This is a genomic window from Pseudomonas sp. ok266 (assembly GCF_900110195.1).
GTDB classification, from domain to species: domain Bacteria; phylum Pseudomonadota; class Gammaproteobacteria; order Pseudomonadales; family Pseudomonadaceae; genus Aquipseudomonas; species Aquipseudomonas neuropathica.
This window is the reverse complement of sequence record NZ_FOCU01000021.1, coordinates 12,387-34,609: the sequence shown is the minus strand read 5'-3', so window position 1 is coordinate 34,609 and position 22,223 is coordinate 12,387. Positions and strand designations below refer to the sequence as shown.

General features: G+C 59.0%; 14 protein-coding genes. 4 read left to right on the top strand and 10 right to left on the bottom strand.

Going from position 1 to position 22,223, the window contains the following annotated elements:
• Window positions 1-58: 58 nt before the first annotated feature.
• Complete coding sequence (locus BMY54_RS28860) at window positions 59-1,393, bottom strand: dicarboxylate/amino acid:cation symporter (protein WP_016987435.1); 1,335 nt, start codon at window positions 1,391-1,393, stop codon at window positions 59-61.
• 352 nt (window positions 1,394-1,745) lie between these two features.
• On the opposite strand from BMY54_RS28860, the gene BMY54_RS28855 reads away from it, so the two are divergent.
• Complete coding sequence (locus BMY54_RS28855; protein ID WP_093442154.1) at window positions 1,746-2,744, top strand: AraC family transcriptional regulator; 999 nt, start codon at window positions 1,746-1,748, stop codon at window positions 2,742-2,744.
• Window positions 2,745-2,978: 234 nt separating this feature from the next.
• Here the strand turns inward: BMY54_RS28855 and BMY54_RS28850 are convergent, their stop codons facing one another.
• The 3 genes from BMY54_RS28850 to BMY54_RS28840 form a co-directional block, all read right to left on the bottom strand.
• Window positions 2,979-4,325 carry an ATP-binding protein gene (locus BMY54_RS28850; RefSeq protein WP_093442150.1) on the bottom strand — a complete coding sequence of 449 codons (1,347 nt, stop codon included), beginning with the start codon at window positions 4,323-4,325 and terminating at the stop codon, window positions 2,979-2,981.
• Window positions 4,322-4,999: a response regulator transcription factor gene (locus BMY54_RS28845; RefSeq protein WP_093442145.1), complete on the bottom strand. Its 678-nt coding sequence runs from the start codon at window positions 4,997-4,999 to the stop codon at window positions 4,322-4,324. Before BMY54_RS28845 ends, BMY54_RS28850 begins: the two co-directional genes overlap by 4 nt.
• A 149-nt stretch (window positions 5,000-5,148) precedes the next feature.
• Window positions 5,149-5,751 (bottom strand): porin family protein, encoded by a 603-nt coding sequence (locus BMY54_RS28840; protein WP_093442140.1) that lies wholly within the window; start codon window positions 5,749-5,751, stop codon window positions 5,149-5,151.
• A 143-nt stretch (window positions 5,752-5,894) separates the two neighbouring features.
• On the opposite strand from BMY54_RS28840, the gene BMY54_RS28835 reads away from it, so the two are divergent.
• Together BMY54_RS28835 and BMY54_RS28830 are read left to right on the top strand one after the other, a co-directional pair.
• Complete coding sequence (locus BMY54_RS28835; protein WP_093442135.1) at window positions 5,895-6,686, top strand: dienelactone hydrolase family protein; 792 nt, start codon at window positions 5,895-5,897, stop codon at window positions 6,684-6,686.
• Window positions 6,687-6,835: 149 nt separating this feature from the next.
• On the top strand, window positions 6,836-7,561 hold the full coding sequence (locus BMY54_RS28830; protein ID WP_093442130.1) for a 4'-phosphopantetheinyl transferase family protein: 726 nt from the start codon (window positions 6,836-6,838) through the stop codon (window positions 7,559-7,561).
• Window positions 7,562-7,677: 116 nt separating this feature from the next.
• On the opposite strand, the gene BMY54_RS28825 is transcribed toward BMY54_RS28830, so the two are convergent.
• Complete coding sequence (locus tag BMY54_RS28825; protein ID WP_093442125.1) at window positions 7,678-9,288, bottom strand: ATP-binding protein; 1,611 nt, start codon at window positions 9,286-9,288, stop codon at window positions 7,678-7,680.
• Window positions 9,285-10,007: a response regulator gene (locus BMY54_RS28820; RefSeq protein ID WP_093442121.1), complete on the bottom strand. Its 723-nt coding sequence runs from the start codon at window positions 10,005-10,007 to the stop codon at window positions 9,285-9,287. Before BMY54_RS28820 ends, BMY54_RS28825 begins: the two co-directional genes overlap by 4 nt.
• 856 nt (window positions 10,008-10,863) lie before the next feature.
• Here BMY54_RS28820 and BMY54_RS28815 point away from each other — a divergent pair.
• On the top strand, window positions 10,864-13,758 hold the full coding sequence (locus tag BMY54_RS28815; protein ID WP_093442118.1) for a ribonucleoside-diphosphate reductase subunit alpha: 2,895 nt from the start codon (window positions 10,864-10,866) through the stop codon (window positions 13,756-13,758).
• A gap of 169 nt (window positions 13,759-13,927) precedes the next feature.
• Here BMY54_RS28815 and BMY54_RS30485 read toward each other — a convergent pair whose 3' ends face one another.
• From BMY54_RS30485 to flgC, 4 genes are all read right to left on the bottom strand, one after another.
• A complete protein-coding gene (locus tag BMY54_RS30485; RefSeq protein WP_139213453.1) occupies window positions 13,928-19,072 on the bottom strand; it encodes a beta strand repeat-containing protein in 5,145 nt (1,714 codons plus the stop codon).
• 604 nt (window positions 19,073-19,676) lie between these two features.
• A complete protein-coding gene (gene flgE, locus BMY54_RS28805) occupies window positions 19,677-21,008 on the bottom strand; it encodes a flagellar hook protein FlgE (protein WP_093442114.1) in 1,332 nt (443 codons plus the stop codon).
• Between the two features lie 30 nt (window positions 21,009-21,038).
• Window positions 21,039-21,764 carry a flagellar hook assembly protein FlgD gene (gene flgD / locus BMY54_RS28800; protein WP_093442110.1) on the bottom strand — a complete coding sequence of 242 codons (726 nt, stop codon included), beginning with the start codon at window positions 21,762-21,764 and terminating at the stop codon, window positions 21,039-21,041.
• Between the two features lie 15 nt (window positions 21,765-21,779).
• Window positions 21,780-22,223, bottom strand: coding sequence for a flagellar basal body rod protein FlgC (gene flgC, locus BMY54_RS28795; protein WP_003227217.1), 444 nt, complete (start codon window positions 22,221-22,223; stop codon window positions 21,780-21,782).

The window sequence follows — 22,223 nt, the reverse complement described above, 5'->3', positions numbered from 1 at the left end:
GCTCAAACAGCAGGCAAGAAAAAACCCGCCGAAGCGGGTTTTTCCAGGCAAGCAGTGCTTATTTCACATTGCTTGGGGTTGGGCCTTCAGCCACACCCAGGTCATCTTCAGGACGGGTATCAGCGATACCACGACCGCCCGAGGCCAACTCGGTTTGCAGCGTGTCGGTGTCCAGCTCTTTCACCCACTTGGCAACCACGATGGTCGCAACAGCGTTACCCACCAGGTTGGTCAATGCGCGAGCTTCGGACATGAAGCGGTCGATACCGAGGATCAGCGCCAGACCGGCTACCGGCAGGTGACCGACCGCCGACAGGGTGGCAGCCAGCACGATGAAGCCCGAACCGGTCACGCCAGCCGCACCTTTGGAGGACAGCAGCAACACCACCAGCAGGGTGATCTGATGGGTGATGTCCATGTGCGTGTCGGTGGCCTGGGCAATGAACACGGCAGCCATGGTCAGGTAGATCGCGGTGCCGTCGAGGTTGAACGAGTAACCGGTCGGGATCACCAGACCCACTACCGATTTCTTCGCGCCCAGACGCTCCATCTTGATCAGCATGCGTGGCAGTACCGATTCCGACGAGGAAGTGCCGAGGACGATCAGCAGCTCTTCACGGATGTAACGAATCATCTTCAGCACGCTGAAACCGTGCATGCGGGCGATACCGCCGAGGACGATGAGGATGAACGCCAGGCAGGTGATGTAGAAGCAGATCATCAGTTGACCCAGCTGCACCAGCGAGCCGACACCGTAGGCACCGATGGTGAAGGCCATCGCACCGAAGGCACCAATCGGCGCAAGCTTCATGATCATGTTGATGATGTTGAACATCACGTGGGCGAAGCGATCGATGAAGTCGAGGATCGGCTTGCCGTAGGCACCCAGGCGATGCAGGGCGAAACCGAAGATCACCGAGAACATCAGCACTTGCAGGATGTCACCGGTGGCGAACGCGCCGACGATGGTGGTCGGGATCACGTTGAGCAGGAAGCCGACAACGCTTTGGTCAGCACCTTGGGCTACGTAGGTGGCGACTTTCGAAGCGTCGAGGGTGGCGACGTCAATGTGCATGCCGGCGCCCGGTTGCACGACGTTGACCACGACCAGACCAACCAGCAAAGCGATGGTCGAAACGATTTCGAAGTACAGGAGTGCGTAACCGCCGGTCTTGCCGACCGATTTCATGTTCTGCATGCCAGCGATACCGCTGACCACGGTGCAGAAGATGATCGGGGCGATGATCATTTTGATCAGCTTGATGAACCCGTCACCCAGCGGCTTTACCGCGACACCGAACTGCGGGTAGTAGTGACCGAGCGCAATACCGATGATGATTGCGATGATCACCTGGAAATACAGGGATTTGTACAGTGGCTGACGAGTCGTCATTGCAAGTGTCCTCAAGCGTCCCGCGTGGCAACATCCATCTGTTGGCCGCGAAACCTGAATTGCGAACCCTCCTGCACTGGAGGGATTTGTTGTTCGAGCGGCGCCTCTCCGGGCGGGATAGATGCACGCTTCTGTCGCTGTTATCGCAAACCTCGTGCCACTTTGGTGCAATTGCCTGCAAGCCTTTTGATATCAGGTATTACAGGTGCATGGATGTCACCGTCCCGTTACTCAAGTGTGGCGGATTTCCGCCAACTCGCCGCTTCTCGTCCTACAATTTGGCGGAAATCCGCCTTGTAGGCGCGCCCAGCCGCCGGCTACCATCCGGCGCCTGAGAAAGGATCTGCCGCTTATGCGCGAACGCACCATCGCCAGCCATTTCGCCCGTGCCGCCCTCGGTGGCGCGCGTCGCCAGGGGTTCGATTACTTGGGCCTGCTGCTGCAACTGGGCATCAGCCCGGAACTGCTCGACGAGCCGCGCGCGCGCATCGCTCCGGAACAATTCACCCGGTTGATTCAGGGCCTGTGGCTGGCGCTGGACGACGAATACCTGGGTTTCGGCAATGCGCCGAGCAAACCCGGCAGTTTCGCCATGATGTGCCACGCCTCGATCCACTGCCGCAATCTGGAGAAAGCGCTGCAACGGGGTTTATTGTTTTATAGCCTATTCCCCGAAGCCCCGCGCCTGAGCCTGACGCGCGAAGACGAATGGGTACGTTTGAGCCTCGATGATTCGCAAATGTGGGACCCGGATCACTTTCTCACCGAGAGTTTGCTGGTGATCTGGCATCGTCTGGGCAGTTGGCTGATTGGCCAGCGGATTCGCCTCGAACAGGCGACTTTCAGCTATCCCCGGCCCGAACACGGCGCTGAATATGACTTGTTGTTCCCCTGCCCGCTGACTTTCGGCACCGAGCAAAGCAGCCTTTTATTCCACAGCCGTTATCTGTCTATGCCGCTGTTGCAGGACGAACGCACGCTCAAACATTTTCTCGAACGCTCCCCCGCCGACCTGCTCTCACGCCCGGACGACGGCGACAGCCTGAGTAGCCGTCTGCGCCGTTTGCTCAGTCGCGACACGGCACGCTGGCCGGATCTTGAGGCAGTGGCGGCGCATCTGCACATCAGCCCGCAGACGCTACGCCGGCACTTGCGCGAGGAAGGCAGCAGTTTTCAGGAGTTGAAGGATCAGTTGCGGCGGGATATCGCCATTTATCATTTGGGCCGTGCGGATCTGTCGTTGCAGCAGATTGCCGAGCAGTTGGGGTTTTCCGAACCGTCGGCGTTTCATCGGGCGTTCAAGAAGTGGACCGGGCTGACGCCGGGGGCTTATCGGGCGCAGGAGCAGTGAGGCACAAAAATCAAAAGCCCCTCACCCTAACCCTCCCGAAACGTCGGACCGCCCGGAGGGAGAGGGGACTGATTGGGGGATGCTCAAGAAGTACGCCGACCTGAAACTTCGCGTTTGAATCCATAATCGACTGGCTATTTCAGGTCGATGTATAACGCCAGACACCTCGGTCGGCCCCCTCTCCCTCTGGGCGGTCCGACGTTTCGGGAGGGCTGGGGTGAGGGCAACTCCCGATCACACCGCCGGAAAATGAATCCTGAACGCCGCCCCACCCATCGGCGAATCCCCCAGGGCCAATTTGGCGTTGTAGCTTTCGATGATGTCCTTGACCACCGCCAACCCGATCCCCTGCCCCGGATGCTGAGCATCCAGTCGTTCACCACGCTCGAGAATCCGCGCGCGCTGATCGGGCGGCACACCGGGGCCGTCGTCTTCCACACACAACTCCACCCCGGCCAGCGTCTCGCGCACACTGATCCGCACCTCGCCCAGACACAGGCGATAAGCGTTTTCCAGCAAGTTGCCCATCATCTCCAGCAAGGCACCCTGCTCGATCGGCACATAGCAATGCTCGGGTAAATCAAACGCCACCCGCACGTGCTTATCGCGGTAAACCTTGTCCAGCGTGTCGCAGAGGCTTTTGAGCACCGGTTGCAGGCGCACCTGGTGCCGCACCAGTCCGCTTTTGCGCAAACTGGCCCGTTGCAGTTGATAGCTGATCTGCTGGCTCATGCGTTCGATCTGGCTTTGCAGCACCCAGGCCTGATCGCGTTCTTCGGGACGTTGAGCCATGTCCTCGCTAACGCCCTGCAACACTGCCAACGGGGTTTTCAGGCTGTGCGCCAAGTCATCGAGAGAGTCGCGATAACGACTGCGCTGTTGGCGTTCACTGTGCAGCAAACGGTTGAGCGAGCCGGTCAGGCGCAGCAATTCGCGCGGATGTTGTTCAGTGAGACTTTCCCGGGTGCCGCCTTCGATTTCGTCGAGTTCCTGGCTGAGCCGGCGCAAGGCTTTGAGGCCCCAGGTCAAGCCGATCCACAACAGCGCCAGCAACACGAGTAACGCAGCGCCGAAGCCCAGATAGAGATTTTCACGCAGGCCTTCAAGGGTGGTTTCGTACTCGCGCACCGGTTGCAGGGCGACGATGCTGAACGCCGCGCTTTTGCCGCCGAGCAATTTCACTTCAACGTCGTAGACGAAGAATTCCTGGCCGTTGGTTTCACGAATCCGCGCGAACTCGTTACCGAGGCCGTCGTAACGCGGTTTGTAGTTGATCTGCTCTTCCTGGGTGGCTTTCGAGCGCCACACCAGATGCCCTTCGCGGTCGTAGATGTAGCCGAGCAAACGGAAGTCGGTGAGATTGAAGCGCTCATCCGGCAGTTGCGTCGGCATCACTAGCCGACCGTTTTCAATGCGCGCGGCCGAGATCAGCGTGGTCACGTCCGAAGCCAGCCGCTGCTCAATGGAATCCTGCAAGGCGAGGCTGAACGCGCCTTGCATCGCCGGCAGCAAGGCAAGCATGAACAATACCGCCAACGTGGTGGCGGCGAGCATCAAGCGAACGCGAAGGGAACGAATCAAGTGCAGCGCTCATTGAACAGGTAGCCGAGGCCGCGCACGGTGTCGATCGGCTTGAACCCGGCCGGGCCTTCGAGTTTGCGCCGCAGACGACCGACCAGCACTTCGATGACATTCGGATCGCGCTCGTCGTCGTCCGGGTAGAGCTGCTCCATCAAGCGATCCTTGGGCACCACTTGCTGGTGATGGCGCATGAGGTATTCGAGGATGCGGTACTCGTAGGCGGTCAGCGCCAGCGGTTGCTCGTCGAGGCTCGCCTGTTTGCGATTGAGGTCGAGCAGCAGCGGCCCGGCGACGATGGTCGACTGGGTGAAACCGCTGGAGCGGCGCAGCAAGGCGTTCAGGCGCGCGTCGAGTTCTTCGAACTGGAACGGCTTGACCACGTAATCGTCGGCGCCGGCGGCGAGGCCTTCGACCTTGTCCTGCCAGTTGCCGCGCGCGGTGAGGATCAGGATCGGGAAGGTCTTGCCCGCCGCGCGCAATTGGCGAATCAGGTCGAGACCGCCCATACCCGGCAAGCCGAGATCGATCACCGCCAGGTCAAAGTTGAACTGTCCGGTCTGGTACAGCGCCTCTTCGGCATTGGCCACGGACTCGACCACGTGACCACTTTCTGTCAGGCGGGTTTGCAGGTGATGGCGCAACAGCGCTTCATCTTCGACGACCAACAGTTTCATGCCCTTCTCCTAATCACTTGAAATCTCCACAACCACCTGTGGGAGCGAGCTTGCTTGCGAAGGCGGTTATTCAGTCAACGATGATGTTGAATGAAACATCGCTTTCGCGAGCAAGCTCGCTCCCACAGGGTTCCAAGGCGATTCGCTCCTTAGAAATTGTAGTTAGCCGACAGGTAAGTCTGCGCGCTGCTGGTCAAATCCAGCGAACCTTGCTTGCTGCCACCGCGTTCGCTCATCTCGGTGCTGGCATTGCTGCGCAGGTAACGGTAACCGAGTTCGACCGAAGTGTTTTGCGATACTTGTTGCAACACACCGAGCTGACCGCCCACGGCGTAACCGATATCACTGTCGCGGCTAAAGCCTGGCGATTCCTGAGTCAGCTTGGTCAAACCCGCCGTCGCGCCACCGAACAACTGGGTGCTGCCGCCTACCGGGTAGAACAGATCGTAGCTGCCCAGCAGGTTTTCCTGACGCAGTTTAATGCCATTGTGCGAGCCCGACACGTTGTCGTAGGTGGCGTAGTAGCGACCCTGGCTGTTTTGCTGACCGAGGCGTACGCCGTAGGTGTTGTTACCGTCGATGGCGCCGGTGGCGTTCGGGTGGTCGAGGTTGTTGTTCAGTGCGTGGGACTTGTCAATCTTGTCGCTGGTCTGGCCAAAGGACAGGCCGGCGAAGTTCGAAGTGGTGTCAGCCTGGGCCGCGATACTGGCGCTCATTACGGTCAATGCCAGCAACAGTTTGTTAAAAGTCATGGGTATTTCCTCTTTCACAGTGCTGTTTGGGTATGGCGCAAGGTTACTGACCGCCCCCTGTACCGCCCCTGAACCGTCTCTGAACCTGACCTGAACCAAATGAACTAGGCTGTTTTGACCCTTTATTGTCAGGAGACCCGACCATGCGCCTGTTCCTCGCCCTTACTTTGCTGGCTGTCAGCAGCCTCACTCACGCTGCGATCAAGACTGAAGAAATTCCCTATCAGAGCGCCGACGGCACGAAACTGATCGGCTACTACGCCTACGACGACGCCATCAAAGGCAAACGCCCGGGTGTCGTCGTGGTGCACGAATGGTGGGGCCTGAACGATTACGCCAAACGCCGCGCACGCGATCTCGCCGCACTTGGCTACAGCGCGTTGGCGATCGACATGTACGGCGAAGGCAAGAACACCGAGCACCCGAAAGACGCGATGGCGTTCATGCAGGCGGCGACTCAGGATGCGGCGGCTTCCAGCAAGCGCTTTGAGGCCGGGCTGAATTTGCTGAAGAAGCAGCCGCAGACCGACGTCAACAAAATCGCCGCCATCGGTTACTGCTTCGGCGGCGGCGTGGTGCTCAACGCCGCGCGACAAGGAGAGCCGCTGGCAGGGGTGGTGAGTTTCCACGGTGCGCTGGCGACCAAGACCCCGGCGACACCCGGCAGTGTGAAGGCGAAGATTCTGGTCGAACACGGTGCGCTGGATAGCATGGTCACTGCCGACAACGTCACTGCCTTCAAGTCAGAAATGGACAATGCCGGGGCTGACTACAAGTTTGTCAGCCTGAAGGGTGCCAAGCATGGTTTCACCAATCCGGATGCCGATCGCCTGAGCCATGGCGAGCACGGTGGCCCGGACATCGGGTACAACAAAGCAGCAGACGAAATATCCTGGGCGGACATGAAAGCGTTCTTGCAGAAAATCTTCAGCTGATCAAAGACACCGCGCCGCGGCCTTCGCGAGCAGGCTCGCTCCCACACCGGATCTATGCCGCCCAGAAGATCCCCTGTGGGAGCGAGCCTGCTCGCGATAGCTTCACCGCTATCTCGACCTCGGCCCGACTAACCGGCAAAATGCCCGCCATGAATCTCACCCCCGCCCTCCCCGCCTGCTGCACCGCGCTCAACAGCCACTGGCCGTTGCCGACGGTGTTGCCTGATACCGTGCTGCTCAGCACCCATTTCGATCCGGCACAACTGCTCGGCGATGATTTCCAGCGCAGCGCCGTCGTTGCACCGCCAAGCATTCAACGTTCAGTGGCCAAACGTCAGGCGGAATTTCTCGCCGGACGGATTTGCGCCCGCGCGGCGTTGCAGCAATTGGAAGGCAGCAGCGTTGTGCCTGCGATTGGCGAGGATCGCGCACCGGTGTGGCCGGCACATATCTGCGGCTCGATCACCCACAGCACCGGTCGTGCCGCGGCGATAGTCGCCAACAAACAGCACTGGCGCGGTTTGGGCATGGACCTGGAAAACCTGCTCGACACCGAACGTGCCGAGCGGCTGGCTGGGGAGATTCTGACGCCACCTGAAATGCAGCGCATGACGGCCGCCTCGCGGGATCAGTTGGCGCTGTGGGTGACGCTGACGTTTTCGGTGAAAGAAAGCCTGTTCAAAGCGCTGTACCCGATTGTGCAGAAGCGCTTTTATTTCGAGCATGCAGAAGTGCTGGAATGGACGGAGGCGGGTCAGGTGCATTTGCGCTTGTTGACAGACTTGTCTGCTGAATGGCGCAACGGTACTGAACTGGAGGCGCAGTTCGGGGTGCAGGATGGGCAGTTGCTGAGTCTGGTCAGCATCAAGGCCTGAAATCTTTCGGTGCCTGCAAGGGCCTCTTCGCGAGCAAGCTCGCTCCCACAGGAAACCGCATTTCAAATGTGGGAGCGAGCTTGCTCGCGAAGGCGGCATCGCGGCCACCACAAGAATTACCGGCGTTCCTGATTGCGCGGCCAACTCAGGCTAAAGCAAGCCCCACCCAGACTCTTGCTCTTGCCAATAATCGCCCGGCCGTCATGCCAGTGAATGATCCGTCGCACAATCGACAAGCCCAGGCCATGCCCGCCCGACGCCCGCGTACGGCTGTCATCCAGGCGTAGAAACGGCGTGAAAATCCGCTCCCACGCTACTTCCGGCACGCCCGGGCCGTCATCTTCGACATCCACGCGACAGCGCAATTGCCCGACCTGATAACTCACCGTCACCTTCGAGCGTGCATGGCGCATGGCGTTGCTCACCAGGTTCTGTAGCGCCCGATGCAGATAACGCGGCTCGGCTTCGACCCAGGCATCATCGTTATCCGCCGCAGACAGGCACAAACCACGTTGCACCGTGACCTCGGCACGCAGCGGCGCCAGCTCCTCAATCACCTGATTGACCAGCGCATCCAGATCGATGCGCTGGAACGTCAGCGCTGGCGAACCCTGCTCCAGTCGCGCATAGGTGAGCATTTCATCGACCAGTTTATCGAGGTCTTCGATGTCGTGATCCATGCCTTCGCGGTATTTCTCCAGCGCTTGCGGGGTGGTCGCCGAGCCGATCATTTCCAGACCGAAACGCAGACGCGCCACCGGCGTGCGAAGTTCATGAGAGACCGCACGCACCAGTTCGCGCTGGATTGCCAGTAGCTGCTGCAAGTGCTCGGCCATGCCGTTGAACGCCGCCGCCAGACGCCCGACCGAGTCGGCACCGCGCGCCGGCACACGGGTTTCCAGGCTGCCCTTGGCAATCCGCGTGGCCGCTGCTTCGAGGCCGCGTAAACGGCGTTCGAGCTGGCGCACCAACAGATAAACAATGAGGCCGATCAGGCTCAGGCCGAGTGCCGCAATCAGCACCAGCCATTCCGGCGGATACGGGTTCATCTGATACAGCGGCCCGATTTCCAGCACCCACGGCGTGCCGACCATGCCGGCAAACACGCGGATCGAATCGCCGCCCTTGCCCAGCGCCATCACCGTGTCGCCTTCGGCCACGCGGCGGCTCTGGTCTTCGTCCATGTCGGCGTCATTCACCGTGACCAGGCGCAGATCGAAACCGAAGCCCTTCTCGTCCTTTATCTGTGCGAGGCGCTTGGGTTGCTCGGCGACCGGCACGCGCACCAGTTCATCGGCCAGCAGGTAAATGGTTGCGCGGGCCAGTTGCTCGCTGATCTGCTGAACTTCACCCACCAGTACGAGCTGTTCCTTGTCGCTGACCATCCGGTAAACCTTCGCCGCGTGCGGACCGGTCTGCTCGACCAACGCCTGCCCCCGTTGCACGCGGGTGCGCTGGGTCAGATCGAGATCGGTCTCGGCGAACTTCTTGAGCGCCAGCGGGATCCCCAGCAAACGCTCCCACACCAGCAACGCGCGATGGCGCTCGGTTTCATTCATCGGTTGCAGGTTGTCGGCCATCAGCGAGAACGTACCGTGGGCCAGCCGCTCGCGATACTGCTCGCTGCGCACCTGATTGAGCAGATTCAGCGCCAGCACGCCGAGCACCGCCACCAGAATCAGCGCTGCGCACATGCCGCCGTAGATGCGCAGGAAAATCGAGTTCACAGCGGCAGGTCTACGCAGGCTTCAGGAACGAACAGATAACCTTTGCTGCGAATGGTCTTGATCAGGCGTGGATGGTCGGGGTCGTCGCCGATTTTCGGGCGGATGCGCGAGATGCGCACATCAATCGAACGGTCCTGACCGTCATAGCCGATGCCGCGCAGTGCGGTGAAGATTTCTTCGCGGGACAGAATCCGCCCGGCGTTGGACACCAACAGCCAGAGCAGATCGAACTCGGCGCTGGTCAGCTCGATGCCGCTGTCGCTCAGCCACGCTTCACGCAAGGCGTTATCGACCACCAGCGGGCCGAATTGCAGACGGCGGGATTTTTCGGCGAGCGGTTCAGGTGTGTCGCTACGGCGCAGCAACGCCTGGATTCGTGCCAGCAACAGACGTGGGCGCACCGGTTTGCACACGTAATCGTCGGCACCGAGATCGAGCCCGTGGATCTGATCGGCATCGTCGGTGCGCGCGGTGAGCATCAGAATTGGCCCGTCATACTGATTGCGCACCTTGCGACAGATGCTCAGGCCATCCTCGCCCGGCAGCATCAGATCAAGGATCACCAGATCCGGCTGCTCCTGGATGATCCGCGCAGCCGCCAGCGCCCCGTTGCCTTCGATATCCACGCGCAGTCCATTGGCTTGCAGGTAGTCGCGCGTCAATTCGGCCAGCCGCTGGTCATCCTCGACGATCAATACCTCAAAGGCTTGTTGCTCCACCGCTGACCTCTGCTTTCTATTGTTATTAATAAAGGAGGAACGTCTGCCTCAACACAATTCCCTGTGGGAGCGAGCCTGCTCGCGAAGGCGTCGTATCAGCCAACATCTGAGTCAGCTGACATAGCGCATTCGCGAGCAGGCTCGCTCCCACAGCTTCAGATCCTCCCGACCTTTTGTCATGTTTAAGGAGGATAAGAATGCCTGCGCATGGGCCGATTGTATAAACGGCGTACAGCCAGAACACAAGTCGGTAAATGCGTTCGGACAAGGCCGTTTTTTGTGATAGGGTTCGCGCCCTTAAAAATCCGCTGAAGCGTTTTTCCCGGTGAAAAAACAGTGACAGACGGTCTAGCTCAGCAGGTTCGCGGCCTACACGCGAATTCCGGATTTCTTACACAATTTACGCACAGGTTTATCCACAGTTAGTACGTTGCAAGCACCCGTGAAACGCATTATCTTGTAGCACGGCGCAGGGAGAGACCCTACATATAGGGTTTTCCGCTTAAACGCCCAACCACATTTCAGACCTGAAACTCAAGCGATTTATTGCCTGTTTCCGGTTGAACCAAGCAAGTTTTTCAAAGCCCAAACCGCACTTGCGGATGGCACCGTTTTTTAGCTCGCAGCGGCGAGAACGGTACGGGTGTTGCAGTCATTACTGTCACCCGGGAAGGAATCCGGCTCGAGCCCTGGCTCGTAGCCAAAAACTTCGGCAAGGATGCGGCTTCATCAGCCTTTTTTCCTACTGTCCCGAAGTTGTTATACCCGACGCCCGTCGGCTGTAGTGCTTCTGGACAGAACGGTGGGCACCATGATGGTGCCCAAACAAACATAGAGAATGTGGAGACCACCCCCCATGCAAACCGACACAACTCGCGAGAACCCGCAGGGCACCTTGCCGCAGGCCGCTGATTCGAATTCGGATCTGGCAGCCACCGCGCCTGGTCAACTGCGCGTGATCAAGCGCAATGGCACTGTCGTTCCTTACACCGATGACAAGATCACCGTCGCTATCACCAAAGCGTTCCTCGCAGTTGAAGGCGGCACCGCTGCCGCTTCGTCGCGAATCCATGACACCGTTGCCCGTCTGACCGAACAGGTCACCGCGACCTTCAAGCGTCGCATGCCGTCGGGTGGCACCATCCACATCGAAGAAATCCAGGACCAGGTCGAACTGGCCCTGATGCGTGCCGGTGAGCAGAAAGTCGCTCGCGACTACGTGATCTACCGTGACGGTCGTTCGAAAGAACGCGCTGCCCACGCGCCGGCCGAAGAAGCGGTCAACGCTCACCCGTCGATCCGCATCACCCGTACCGACGGCAGCCTGGCGCCGCTCGACATGGGCCGCCTGAACACCATCGTCACCGAGGCCTGCGAAGGTCTGGAAGAAGTCGACGGCGACCTGATCCAGCGCGAAACCCTGAAAAACCTGTACGACGGCGTGGCCCTGACCGACGTCAACACCGCCCTGGTGATGACCGCCCGTACCCTGGTCGAGCGTGAGCCGAACTACTCGTTCGTGACCGCCCGCCTGCTGATGGACACCCTGCGTGCCGAAGGTCTGGGTTTCCTCGGTGTGGCCGAAAGCGCCACTCACCACGAAATGGCCGACCTGTACGCCAAGGCACTGCCGGCTTACATCGCCAAAGGTATCGAGTTCGAACTGCTGAACCCTGTGCTGGCTTCCTTCGACCTGGAAAAACTGGGCAAGGCGATCAACCACGAGCGTGATCAGCAATTCACCTACCTGGGCCTGCAGACCCTGTACGACCGTTACTTCATCCACAAGGATGGCGTGCGTTTCGAACTGCCGCAGATCTTCTTCATGCGCGTGGCCATGGGCCTGGCGATCGAAGAGAAGCAGAAAGAAGACCGTGCGATCGAGTTCTACAACCTGCTGTCGTCCTTCGACTACATGTCGTCGACCCCGACCCTGTTCAACGCCGGTACCCTGCGTCCACAGCTGTCGAGCTGCTACCTGACCACCGTGCCGGATGACCTGTCGGGCATCTACCACGCGATCCACGACAACGCCATGTTGTCGAAATTCGCCGGCGGCCTGGGCAACGACTGGACGCCTGTTCGCGCTCTGGGTTCGTACATCAAGGGCACCAACGGCAAGTCGCAAGGCGTTGTGCCGTTCCTCAAAGTGGTGAACGACACTGCTGTAGCCGTTAACCAGGGTGGCAAGCGCAAAGGCGCTGTCTGTGCCTACCTGGAAACCTGGCACATGGACATCGAAGAGTTCATCGAACTGCGCAAGAACACCGGTGATGATCGTCGTCGTACCCACGACATGAACACCGCCAACTGGATCCCTGACCTGTTCATGAAGCGTGTCTTCGATGACGGCAAGTGGACCCTGTTCTCGCCATCCGAAGTACCGGACCTGCACGACCTGACCGGCAAAGCCTTCGAAGAGCGCTACGAGTACTACGAAGCCCTGACCGAATACCCAGGCAAGGTCAAACTGTTCAAGACCATCCAGGCCAAAGACCTGTGGCGCAAAATGCTCTCCATGCTGTTTGAAACCGGCCACCCATGGCTGACCTTCAAAGACCCGTGCAACCTGCGCAGCCCGCAGCAGCACGTCGGCGTGGTTCACAGCTCGAACCTGTGCACCGAGATCACCTTGAACACCAACAAGGACGAGATCGCTGTTTGCAACCTGGGCTCGATCAACCTGCCGAACCACATTGTGGATGGCAAGCTGGACACCGCCAAGCTGGAACGTACCGTGAACACCGCTGTACGCATGCTCGATAACGTGATCGACATCAACTACTACTCGGTGCCACAAGCGAAGAACTCCAACTTCAAGCACCGTCCGGTCGGTCTGGGCATCATGGGCTTCCAGGACGCGCTGTACCTGCAGCACATCCCTTACGGTTCCGACGCTGCCGTCGAGTTCGCCGACAAGTCGATGGAAGCGGTCAGCTACTACGCGATCCAGGCGTCCTGCGACCTGGCTGACGAGCGTGGCGCGTACGAGACGTTCCAGGGTTCGCTGTGGTCCAAAGGCATCCTGCCGCTGGATTCGCAACAGATCCTGATCGAAGCCCGTGGCCAGAAGTACATCGATGTCGACCTGAACGAAACCCTCGACTGGGCACCGGTTCGCGCCCGTGTACAGAAAGGCATTCGTAACTCCAACATCATGGCCATCGCACCGACCGCGACCATCGCCAACATCACCGGCGTATCGCAGTCGATCGAACCGACCTACCAGAACCTGTATGTGAAATCGAACCTGTCGGGCGAATTCACCGTGATCAACCCGTACCTGGTTCGCGACCTCAAGGCTCGCGGTCTGTGGGACTCGGTCATGATCAACGACCTGAAGTACTACGACGGTTCGGTTCAGCAGATCGAGCGCATCCCGCAAGAACTCAAAGAGCTTTATGCGACCGCGTTCGAAGTGGACACCAAGTGGATCGTTGACGCCGCCAGCCGTCGTCAGAAGTGGATCGACCAGGCCCAGTCGCTGAACCTGTACATCGCTGGCGCATCGGGCAAGAAGCTCGACGTGACCTACCGCATGGCCTGGTACCGTGGTCTGAAAACCACTTACTACCTCCGTGCCCTGGCCGCGACCAGCACCGAGAAGTCGACCATCAACACCGGCAAGCTGAACGCTGTTTCCAGCGGCGGCAACCACGGCGACGATTCGGTTCTGGCAGCTCCTGCCGGTCCTGCGCCAGTGCCAAAGGCTTGCGCGATTGACGAGCCGGATTGCGAAGCTTGCCAATAAGCTGAGCTGAGTCAGGCGTTGCGAGACGTCTGATTCTTCCAGGCAAAAGAAACCCCCGACAGACTTCTGGTGTGTCGGGGGTTTTCTTTTGGCTGGAGTAAATATTGAAGCAAAAAAACGGCGAAACCCGGTTACAGGTTTCGCCGCTCATTGTGCTTTCAGTACCTCATCAGACCATAAAGGACTCGGCCATCGCCTGCCCCACTACTGGAATGGTGAACGTATCACCATTGGCAGTAGCGAAGGTTTCGATGGTGTTCGAGCCTGCATACCAGTCCGCAAGAATCACCGCGTTGCTCTGCTTACCGGCATTCCACTCCACAGCATTGAAGATGTAGGCATTGGTGCCGTCGGTCTTGATGATCACATCGGCATACGACTTGATATTCTGCAGCTCGACTCTATCGCCGCCTTGAAGACCATCGTCCTTGATCATCACATTGGTCGACGAATACACCTTGTAGGTATCGCTGCCCTCACCGCCGTAGGCATACCCACCGCCGAACATGATCAAGGTGTCGGAACCCGCGCCGCCAAACAGCTGATATTCAGGCCCATTGCCCACCAGCGAGTCACTGCCGTCATCACCATAGGCAATACCGGCGTAAACGTTAATATCGTCGTTACCGGCATCACCGTGCAGGATGCTGCCGACATCGTTGTTGGCGCTGAACATGCTGTCGTTGCCATTGCCGCCAAACAGCTGATCCGCCTCGGCCGGACCGCTGCGATCCGGACCGTTGATCGCGTAAGGCTCGTAGTTGCCGCCATAAATCGAGTCGTTGCCGTCCCCGCCGTAGATCAGGTCATTCCCTGCTCCACCATAGAGGGTGTTCCAGGCAGCGTTCCCGGTCAGGGTGTCGTTGAATGACGAGCCGTGCAGCCCCTCAATATTGACCAGTACATCGCCGCTCGCATCACCGCCGGTGACTGTATTGGCCAGCAAGTCGATTTGCACCGCAGCCGAGCTGCCGATGTACCAGGCTTCATCGGAAACACCTGCACCGCCATCGATAAAGTCAGCGCCCTTGCCACCAATAAACGTCTCGGCGCCGGCACCACCGATCAACGTGTCATTGAATGCAGTGCCTTCCCAGTTTTCGATGTTGGTGTAGGTGTCGCCTGCTGCGGCACCGGTCAATGGCTGAGTGAGGTCAAGCGTGATGGCTGAGCTTTCAAAGGCGAAGCTCACCGTGTCGCGCCCGAAAGCACCGTCAAAATTGTTGATTTGATCATTACCGATGAAGGTGTCGTCGCGTCCCGAGCCGACGAACTTCTCGATGCTCTGGAAGGTATCGCCCTTGGCTATAGCGGTGTGCTCGCCAGTTTTGAGATTGATGACCACGCCTACCGGCCCGACGTCGTTATAGCTGACCGTATCGAAACCATCGCCACCGATAAACGTGTCGCCGCCATCGCCCCCCATCAAAATGTCGTCCCCGGCCCCGCCCGTGATGACGTTATCGAGCGCATTGCCTCGCGCCTGGAACATCCCGGTACCGGTATAGGTCAAGCGCTCGATCCCGGCATTCATGAGGTAGTAAGACTGATTGGTGCGCACTTCATCATTACCGCCGCCAGCCAGTTCGATGATAGCGCCATAGTTTGCGTTGTTGAGGACGTAAACATCGTCGCCCAAACCACCTTGCACAGTGAAACCGGTCGAGTTGGCATTGGCGATAAAGACGTCGTTGTAAGCCGAGCCGATGATGGATTCGATACCGTAAAAACTGTCTCCCTCGGCATCGCCACCCGTGCCCGTGCCAGAGCCGACACCGGCAGCACCCAATGTCAGCGTCACGCCCTGAGTGGATTGCGAGTAATCCGCCACATCAATGCCCGTAGCACCGTCGAACTTGTCGGCACCCGCGCCGGCGATAAATGTATCGGCGTACTGCGTGCCGCGAATCAGTTCGATATCGGTGAAGGTGTCACCTGCGGCGATGCCGCTGTATACGCCCGTCTTGAAATTGAGCGTCACCGCCACCGTGCTGTCGTCATAACTGACGGTGTCCGTACCGGCACCACCGATAAAGCTGTCGGCACCCGCTCCGCCCAGCAAGGTATCGTTGCCAGCGCCACCGGTGATGATGTTGTCGCTGGCATTACCGCGACCGGTGAAGTTGCCCGTGCCGGTGTAAGTCAGGCGCTCGACGTTATTGTGCAGCCCCATGCTGAGCTGGTTGGTACGCACTTCGTCGTCGCCGCCGCCCTGCGCTTCGACGATCACCGCCGAGGCACCGGCGTTGACGATGTAGACGTCGTTGCCCGCACCACCCTGTAGGGTGAAGGAGCCGGACGTGGAAGTGGTGAACACATCGTCATACCCCGAACCGATCACCTTTTCGATTCCAGAGAACGAATCGCCCTCGGCATCACCACCGGTCCCGGTGCCAGTTCCGGAAACCAACGTCAGGTTGATGGCCGCGCCAGACTGCGAATAGTCGATGACGTCCATGTTGTCCGGGCCGGCCGTACCGCCGTCGAACTTGTCGGCAGCGGCGCCGGCCATGAACGTGTCACTGTATTTGGAGCCGCGAATGACTTCGATACCCTCAAAGGTATCGCCAGCAGCAATGCCCGTGTGAATACCGGTTTTCTGGTTGATCGTCACGCCTACGGTGGAGTCGTCGTAGGAGACGGTATCGAGGCCCGCGCCACCGATGAAGAGGTCCGCACCCGCCCCCCCCATTAGTACGTCGTTGCCAACGCCACCGGTGATGATGTTGTTGCCCGCATTGCCTGTACCGGTGAAGTTACCGGTGCCGGTATAGGTCAGGCGTTCGACTTCAGGACTCAAGGTCATGCTGCTCAGCGAGGTGCGTATTTCGTCGTCACCTCCACCCGCCAATTCAATGACCGACTGATTGGGCGAGCCGTTGATGATGTACAGATCGTTACCCGCCCCGCCCTGGAACAGGGAGGCTGCGGAGCCGCTGACAAACACATCGTCGAAGTCCGAACCGACGACTTTCTCGATATTGGTAAAGGTATCGCCCTGCGCGTCGCCGCCCTGACCACTGCCGGCGCCGAGCGTGGTAAGCGTGATGTTCACGGCCTGCGCCGACAACGAGTAATCGACGGTATCGACGCCACCCGCGGTGCCGCCATCAAAAATGTTGGCCTGCGCGTCACCGAAGAACGTGTCACCGTTCTTGCTGCCACGAATGATTTCGATACCGGAGAAAGTATCGCCTGCAGCGAAGCCTGTGTGTACACCGGTTTTCAGGTTGACCGTGACACCCGCAGCAAGGCTGTCCTCATAGCTGGCAACGTCGATACCGGCGCCGCCAATCAATTTGTCGGCACCTGCACCGCCGAGGAGCACATCGTTGCCAGCGCCGCCGGTGATGATGTTGTCGCCAGCGTTGCCAGTACCGGTGAAGTTACCCGTCCCGGTATAGGTCAAGCGCTCGACTTCGCCGCTCATGCCCATACTGGTCTGGTTGGTACGGATTTCATCATCACCACCACCGGCGGCTTCACCGATGCCACCTGTCCAAGGACCATTGATGATGTAGACATCGTTGCCGGCGCCACCACCGACGCTCGCGCTGCCGGAGTTCAGGGTAAAGACGTCATCGAACGCCGTGCCGATAACCGCTTCCATGTTGCTGAAGGTATCACCCTGCGCATCGCCGCCCAGACCGGTGCCGTTGACGCCGGTCAACGTCAGGTTGATCGCCTGCTCGGAGCTGGCGTAGCTCAAGGTGTCATAACCGCCCGCACCATCAAACGAGGTGGCCGTGGCGTCGGCGACAAAATTGTCGGTGTAACTGGTACCACGAAATGCCTCGATACCGTTGAACGTATCACCCGCCGCCAGACTGGTGTGAATCCCGGTTTTCAGGTTGATCGTCACGCCGACACCCTGGTTGGCGTCTTCGTAGCTGGCCGTGTCAAAACCCGCGCCGCCAATCAACTGGTCGGCACCCGCACCACCGATCAACACGTCGTTGCCAACGCCGCCGGTGATGATGTTGTTGCCTGTACTGCCGATGCCAGTGAAGTTACCGGTGCCGGTATACGTCAGGCGCTCGATGTCGCCACTCATGCCCATTTTGAGCTGGTTGGTACGAATCTCATCATCGCCGCCACCGGCGCCTTCACCTATCCCGCCCGCCCAGGGACCATTGATGATATAGACGTCGTTACCGGCGCCACCACTGACGCTTGTGCTACCAGAGTTAAGGGTAAAAACATCATCGAATGCAGTGCCGACAACTGCTTCCAGGTTGCTGAAACTATCACCCTGCGCATCACCGCCCAGACCGGTGCCATTGACGCCGGTCAGCGTCAGGTTGATCGCCTGCTCGGAGGTGGCATAGCTCAAGGTGTCGTAGCCGCCCGCACCATCAAAAGAGGTGGCCGTGGCGTCGGCGACAAAATTGTCGGTGTAACTGGTGCCGCGAAACGCCTCGATACCGTTGAACGTATCACCCGCAGCCAGACTGGTGTGAACCCCGGTTTTCAGGTTGATCGTCACACCGATACCCTGGTTGGCGTCTTCGTAGCTGGCCGTGTCGAAACCTGCGCCGCCAATCAACTGGTCGGCACCCGCACCACCGATCAGCACATCGTTGCCGACACCGCCGGTGATGACGTTGTTGCCTGCACTGCCTATACCGGTGAAGTTGCCGGTGCCGGTATACGTCAGGCGCTCGATTTCGCCACTCATGCTTATTTTGATCTGATTGGTACGAATCTCATCATCGCCGCCACCGGCGCCTTCACCGATGCCACCAGTCCAGGGACCATTGATGATGTAGACGTCGTTACCGGCGCCACCATAGACGCTCGTGCTGCCAGAGTTCAGGGTAAAGACGTCATCGAACGCGGTACCGATAACCACGTCCATGTTACTGAAGGCATCACCCTGCGCATCGCCGCCCAGACCGGTACCATTGACGCCGGTCAACGTCAGGTTGATCGCCTGCTCGGAGGTGGCGTAGCTCAAGGTGTCGTAGCCGATCACACCATCAAACGTGTTGGCCGAAGCGTCGGCGACAAAGTTGTCGGTGTAACTGGTACCGCGAAACGCCTCAATACCGTTGAACGTATCGCCCGCCGCAAGACCGGAGTTAACGCCGGTTTTCAGGTTGATCGTCACGCCGACTCCCTGATTGGCGTCTTCGTAGCTGGCGGTGTCGAAACCTGCGCCACCAATGAGCTGATCAGCCCCTTCGCCACCAATGAGAAGGTCGTTGCCATCCCCACCATTCAAAACGTCATCGCCCGCCAAACCACGTATTTGATCATCGCCGATGGTACCTACCAGCGAATCTGCACCATTGGACCCATAAATTACCGCCATTACATCTTCCTTGTGTGAGTGTGCTTGTGTTGGAAACTGCGTCAAATCGCCTGGCGCTGAGGACTCACCCTCTCTGATGCACGTAAGGCTTGATTGCAAAAAGGCTTGAGCATTTTGAAAAATCCGACCGCTTTGGGCTGGGGGCGGTGATGCTCGACACGATCAGAAAAATCACCGCGCACGACATCGGCCGCGCAGACGTTGCTGTGTGAACCCGACAACAGGAGAATTGATTTCAATCGGTTTGGATGAGGGGGCACTGACAGGGCAACCGGCAATGCCCGGGCAGTGCGGGCATATACGGCCCGGCCGGAGGCCGTCGAGCGCTGGCACCGCAATCGGCGCACTGACGTAATCATGACTGTTCAAAGTGTCGCATCCCTGGTGACTACTGATGGCTTCCAAGCCACCGGACCTTAGGCCCGGCTTGCAAACAGGCGGAGTGAATGAAAGTTTGACGCGCACCGCCACCGCTTCCCGAGAGTGCAAGTTCCACACCACAGCGACCGACAAACGGTAGATAGCTGAACACACGTCCCAAATACTACGCCAAAAAAAACCGACGCATTGGCGCGTCGGTTTTCAGTGCAGCTCTCAGATCACATCAGGTCATCTGAATGATGGTCTGCATGATGGTGCTCTGAGTGGAAATGGTCTTGGCGTTCGCCTGATAGTTGCTCTGGCCCTTGATCAGGTCTACCAGTTCGTTGGTCAGGTTAACGTTCGACTCTTCCAGCGAGTTGGAAGCGATCGAACCCAAGGTACCGGTTTCCGGTGCATCGTAGCCCGGGATACCCGAAGCAAACGTCTCTTTCCAGCTGGTGCCACCGATAGCCTGCAGGCCTTGTTCGTTGGTGAAGCTGGCCAGCGCAACCTGGCCGATGGCCTTGCTCTGGTTGTTGCTGAAGTTGGCGAACAAAGTACCGGTGCCGTCGATGGTCAGGTTGGTGATCTGGCCAGTGGCGTAACCGTCCTGAGTCGGAATCGAACGCGCGGTGTCAGCGTTGTACTGAGTGGTCTTGGACATGGAGATGGTCACGCCAGCCGTGTTGGCTGCTGCGCCGTTAGGTACAAAGTTACCGTTGACCACGTTGCCCGGCTTCCAATTGGCCAGCTTCAAGTCGCTGCTGATGATCGGATTGGCCGGATCCGCCGGATTAGGTGTGCTGACCTGAGTCAGATTGCCCGAACTGTCAAACGTCAGTGTCGAAGCAGTTGGAGGCGTCGTGAGTGGATTGCTACCGGTTGCATCCGGATTACGCCCGTCCACCAGGGTGTAAACCTTCCAAGTGTTTTGGCCGGTTTTCACCATGTACTGATCCATGACGTGCGAGTTGCCCTGCGAGTCGTAGATCGGAGTGCTGAAGCTCTTCGTGTACGTCTCAAGCTTGCTCGGATCAAACTTGCCGGCCGCCACTGTGTCGTTGATCACCGGCGCAGTCGAGTTCAAGTTGATGCTCGACGTCACCAGGGAAGTCGATTTCGGCGCCAGGTTCGAGGTATCGATCTTCAGGTCGGTCAACACACCGTTGATGATCTTGCCATTGGCGTCCACGCCGTAACCCTGCAGGCGCGAGGTGTAGTCGGTGTTGGTGATGTAACCGGCGTTGTCGACCTTGAACGTACCGGCACGGGTGTAGGACACCGAGCCGTTGTTGCTCATGGTGAAGAAGCCCGAACCGTTGATGCCCATGTCCAGCACGTTACCGGTGTTGTTGATGTCACCCTGGGTGAACTGCTGGGAAACATTGGCCAGGCGCACACCGTTGCCGATCACTTTGCTGCCGCTACCCAGGCGAGTGGCCGAGTAGACGTCTTCGAATTCTGCACGGGACGATTTGAAACCGGCGGTCGCGACGTTGGCGATGTTGTTGCCGGTCACGTCCAGTTGCTTGTTGGCTGCATAGAGACCGCTAAGGCCGATATTGAAAGACATATTCCACTCCTTTGTGCCGGTTAGTCGGCTCTATATACCAATGGTTTGTACTTTGGACAGGGCAACGGTGCCCTTGCCGGACAGGTTGAGCATCAGCTCGCCGCCGGTCTGGCTGATCGTCACGCTGGTGACAGTGGCCGGCAGGTACGTCGCCATGTCGGTCGAGGTGCCATTGATCGATGCGTTGGCCTTGACGGTATAGGTACCGGTCTTGACCACATTGCCGTCCTTGTCCTTGCCGTCCCAGGTGAAGCTCGCGCTGCCTGCGGCGCGGCTGCCCAGATCGATGGTGCGAACCACCGTGCCGCTGCTGTCGGTGATGCTGACGGTGCCGCCGGCAATCGACGACGGAACGCTGACCGAGCCGGTCATGCCTTTGCTCGGATCGTCGAGCTGAACCGAGTTGGTCTGCACGATCACATTGCGGCCCACCAGCGACGAAGCCTGCAACGCCTGCGAGGAGTTGTAGTTGCCAGCCAGCGAGCTGACAGTGCTGTTGAGGGTGGTGATCCCCTCAAGACTGCTGAACTGTGCCAACTGCGCAACGAAGGCACTGTTGTCCTGCGGATCAAGCGGGTTCTGGTTTTTCAGCTGGGTGACCAGCAATTGCAGGAACGCATCCTTGCCCAGTGCCTGGCCGCCGGTGGCGCTGTTGGTCGCCGAAGCAATGCCACCGGTGGTCGAACTGGTCTTTTTCGACGAGTTCGCCAGGATGTCATTCATGCTCAGGCTGCTGGTGGTATCGGAAACACTCATGGCAGTCGCCCCTTATTACTGACCGAGGGTCAGTACCTTCTGCATCATGGTTTTGGCGGTGTTCATCATTTCGGCGTTGGTCTGGAACGAGCGGCTCGCGGAAATCATGTCAGCCATTTCTTCCACCACGTTGACGTTCGGGTAGTAGACGTAGCCTTTGGCGTCGGCCGCCGGATGGTTCGGCTCGTAACGCGCTTCGAGGTTGCTCTGGTCTTCGACTACACCGAGCACCTGTACGCCCTGACCGGCCGCGTCCTGGCTCTGGAACAGCGAGTTGCTGCCGCTGTTCTGGCCGCCCTGGAACATGGTGGCGAATACCGGGTGACGGGCGCGATAGGTCTGGTCGATGCTCGACGAGACGGTTTCGGCGTTGGCGATGTTCGACGCCACGGTGTTCAGACGCGTGGTTTGTGCGCTCATGCCGCTGCCGGCAATGTTGAAAACGCTGGACAGGGACAT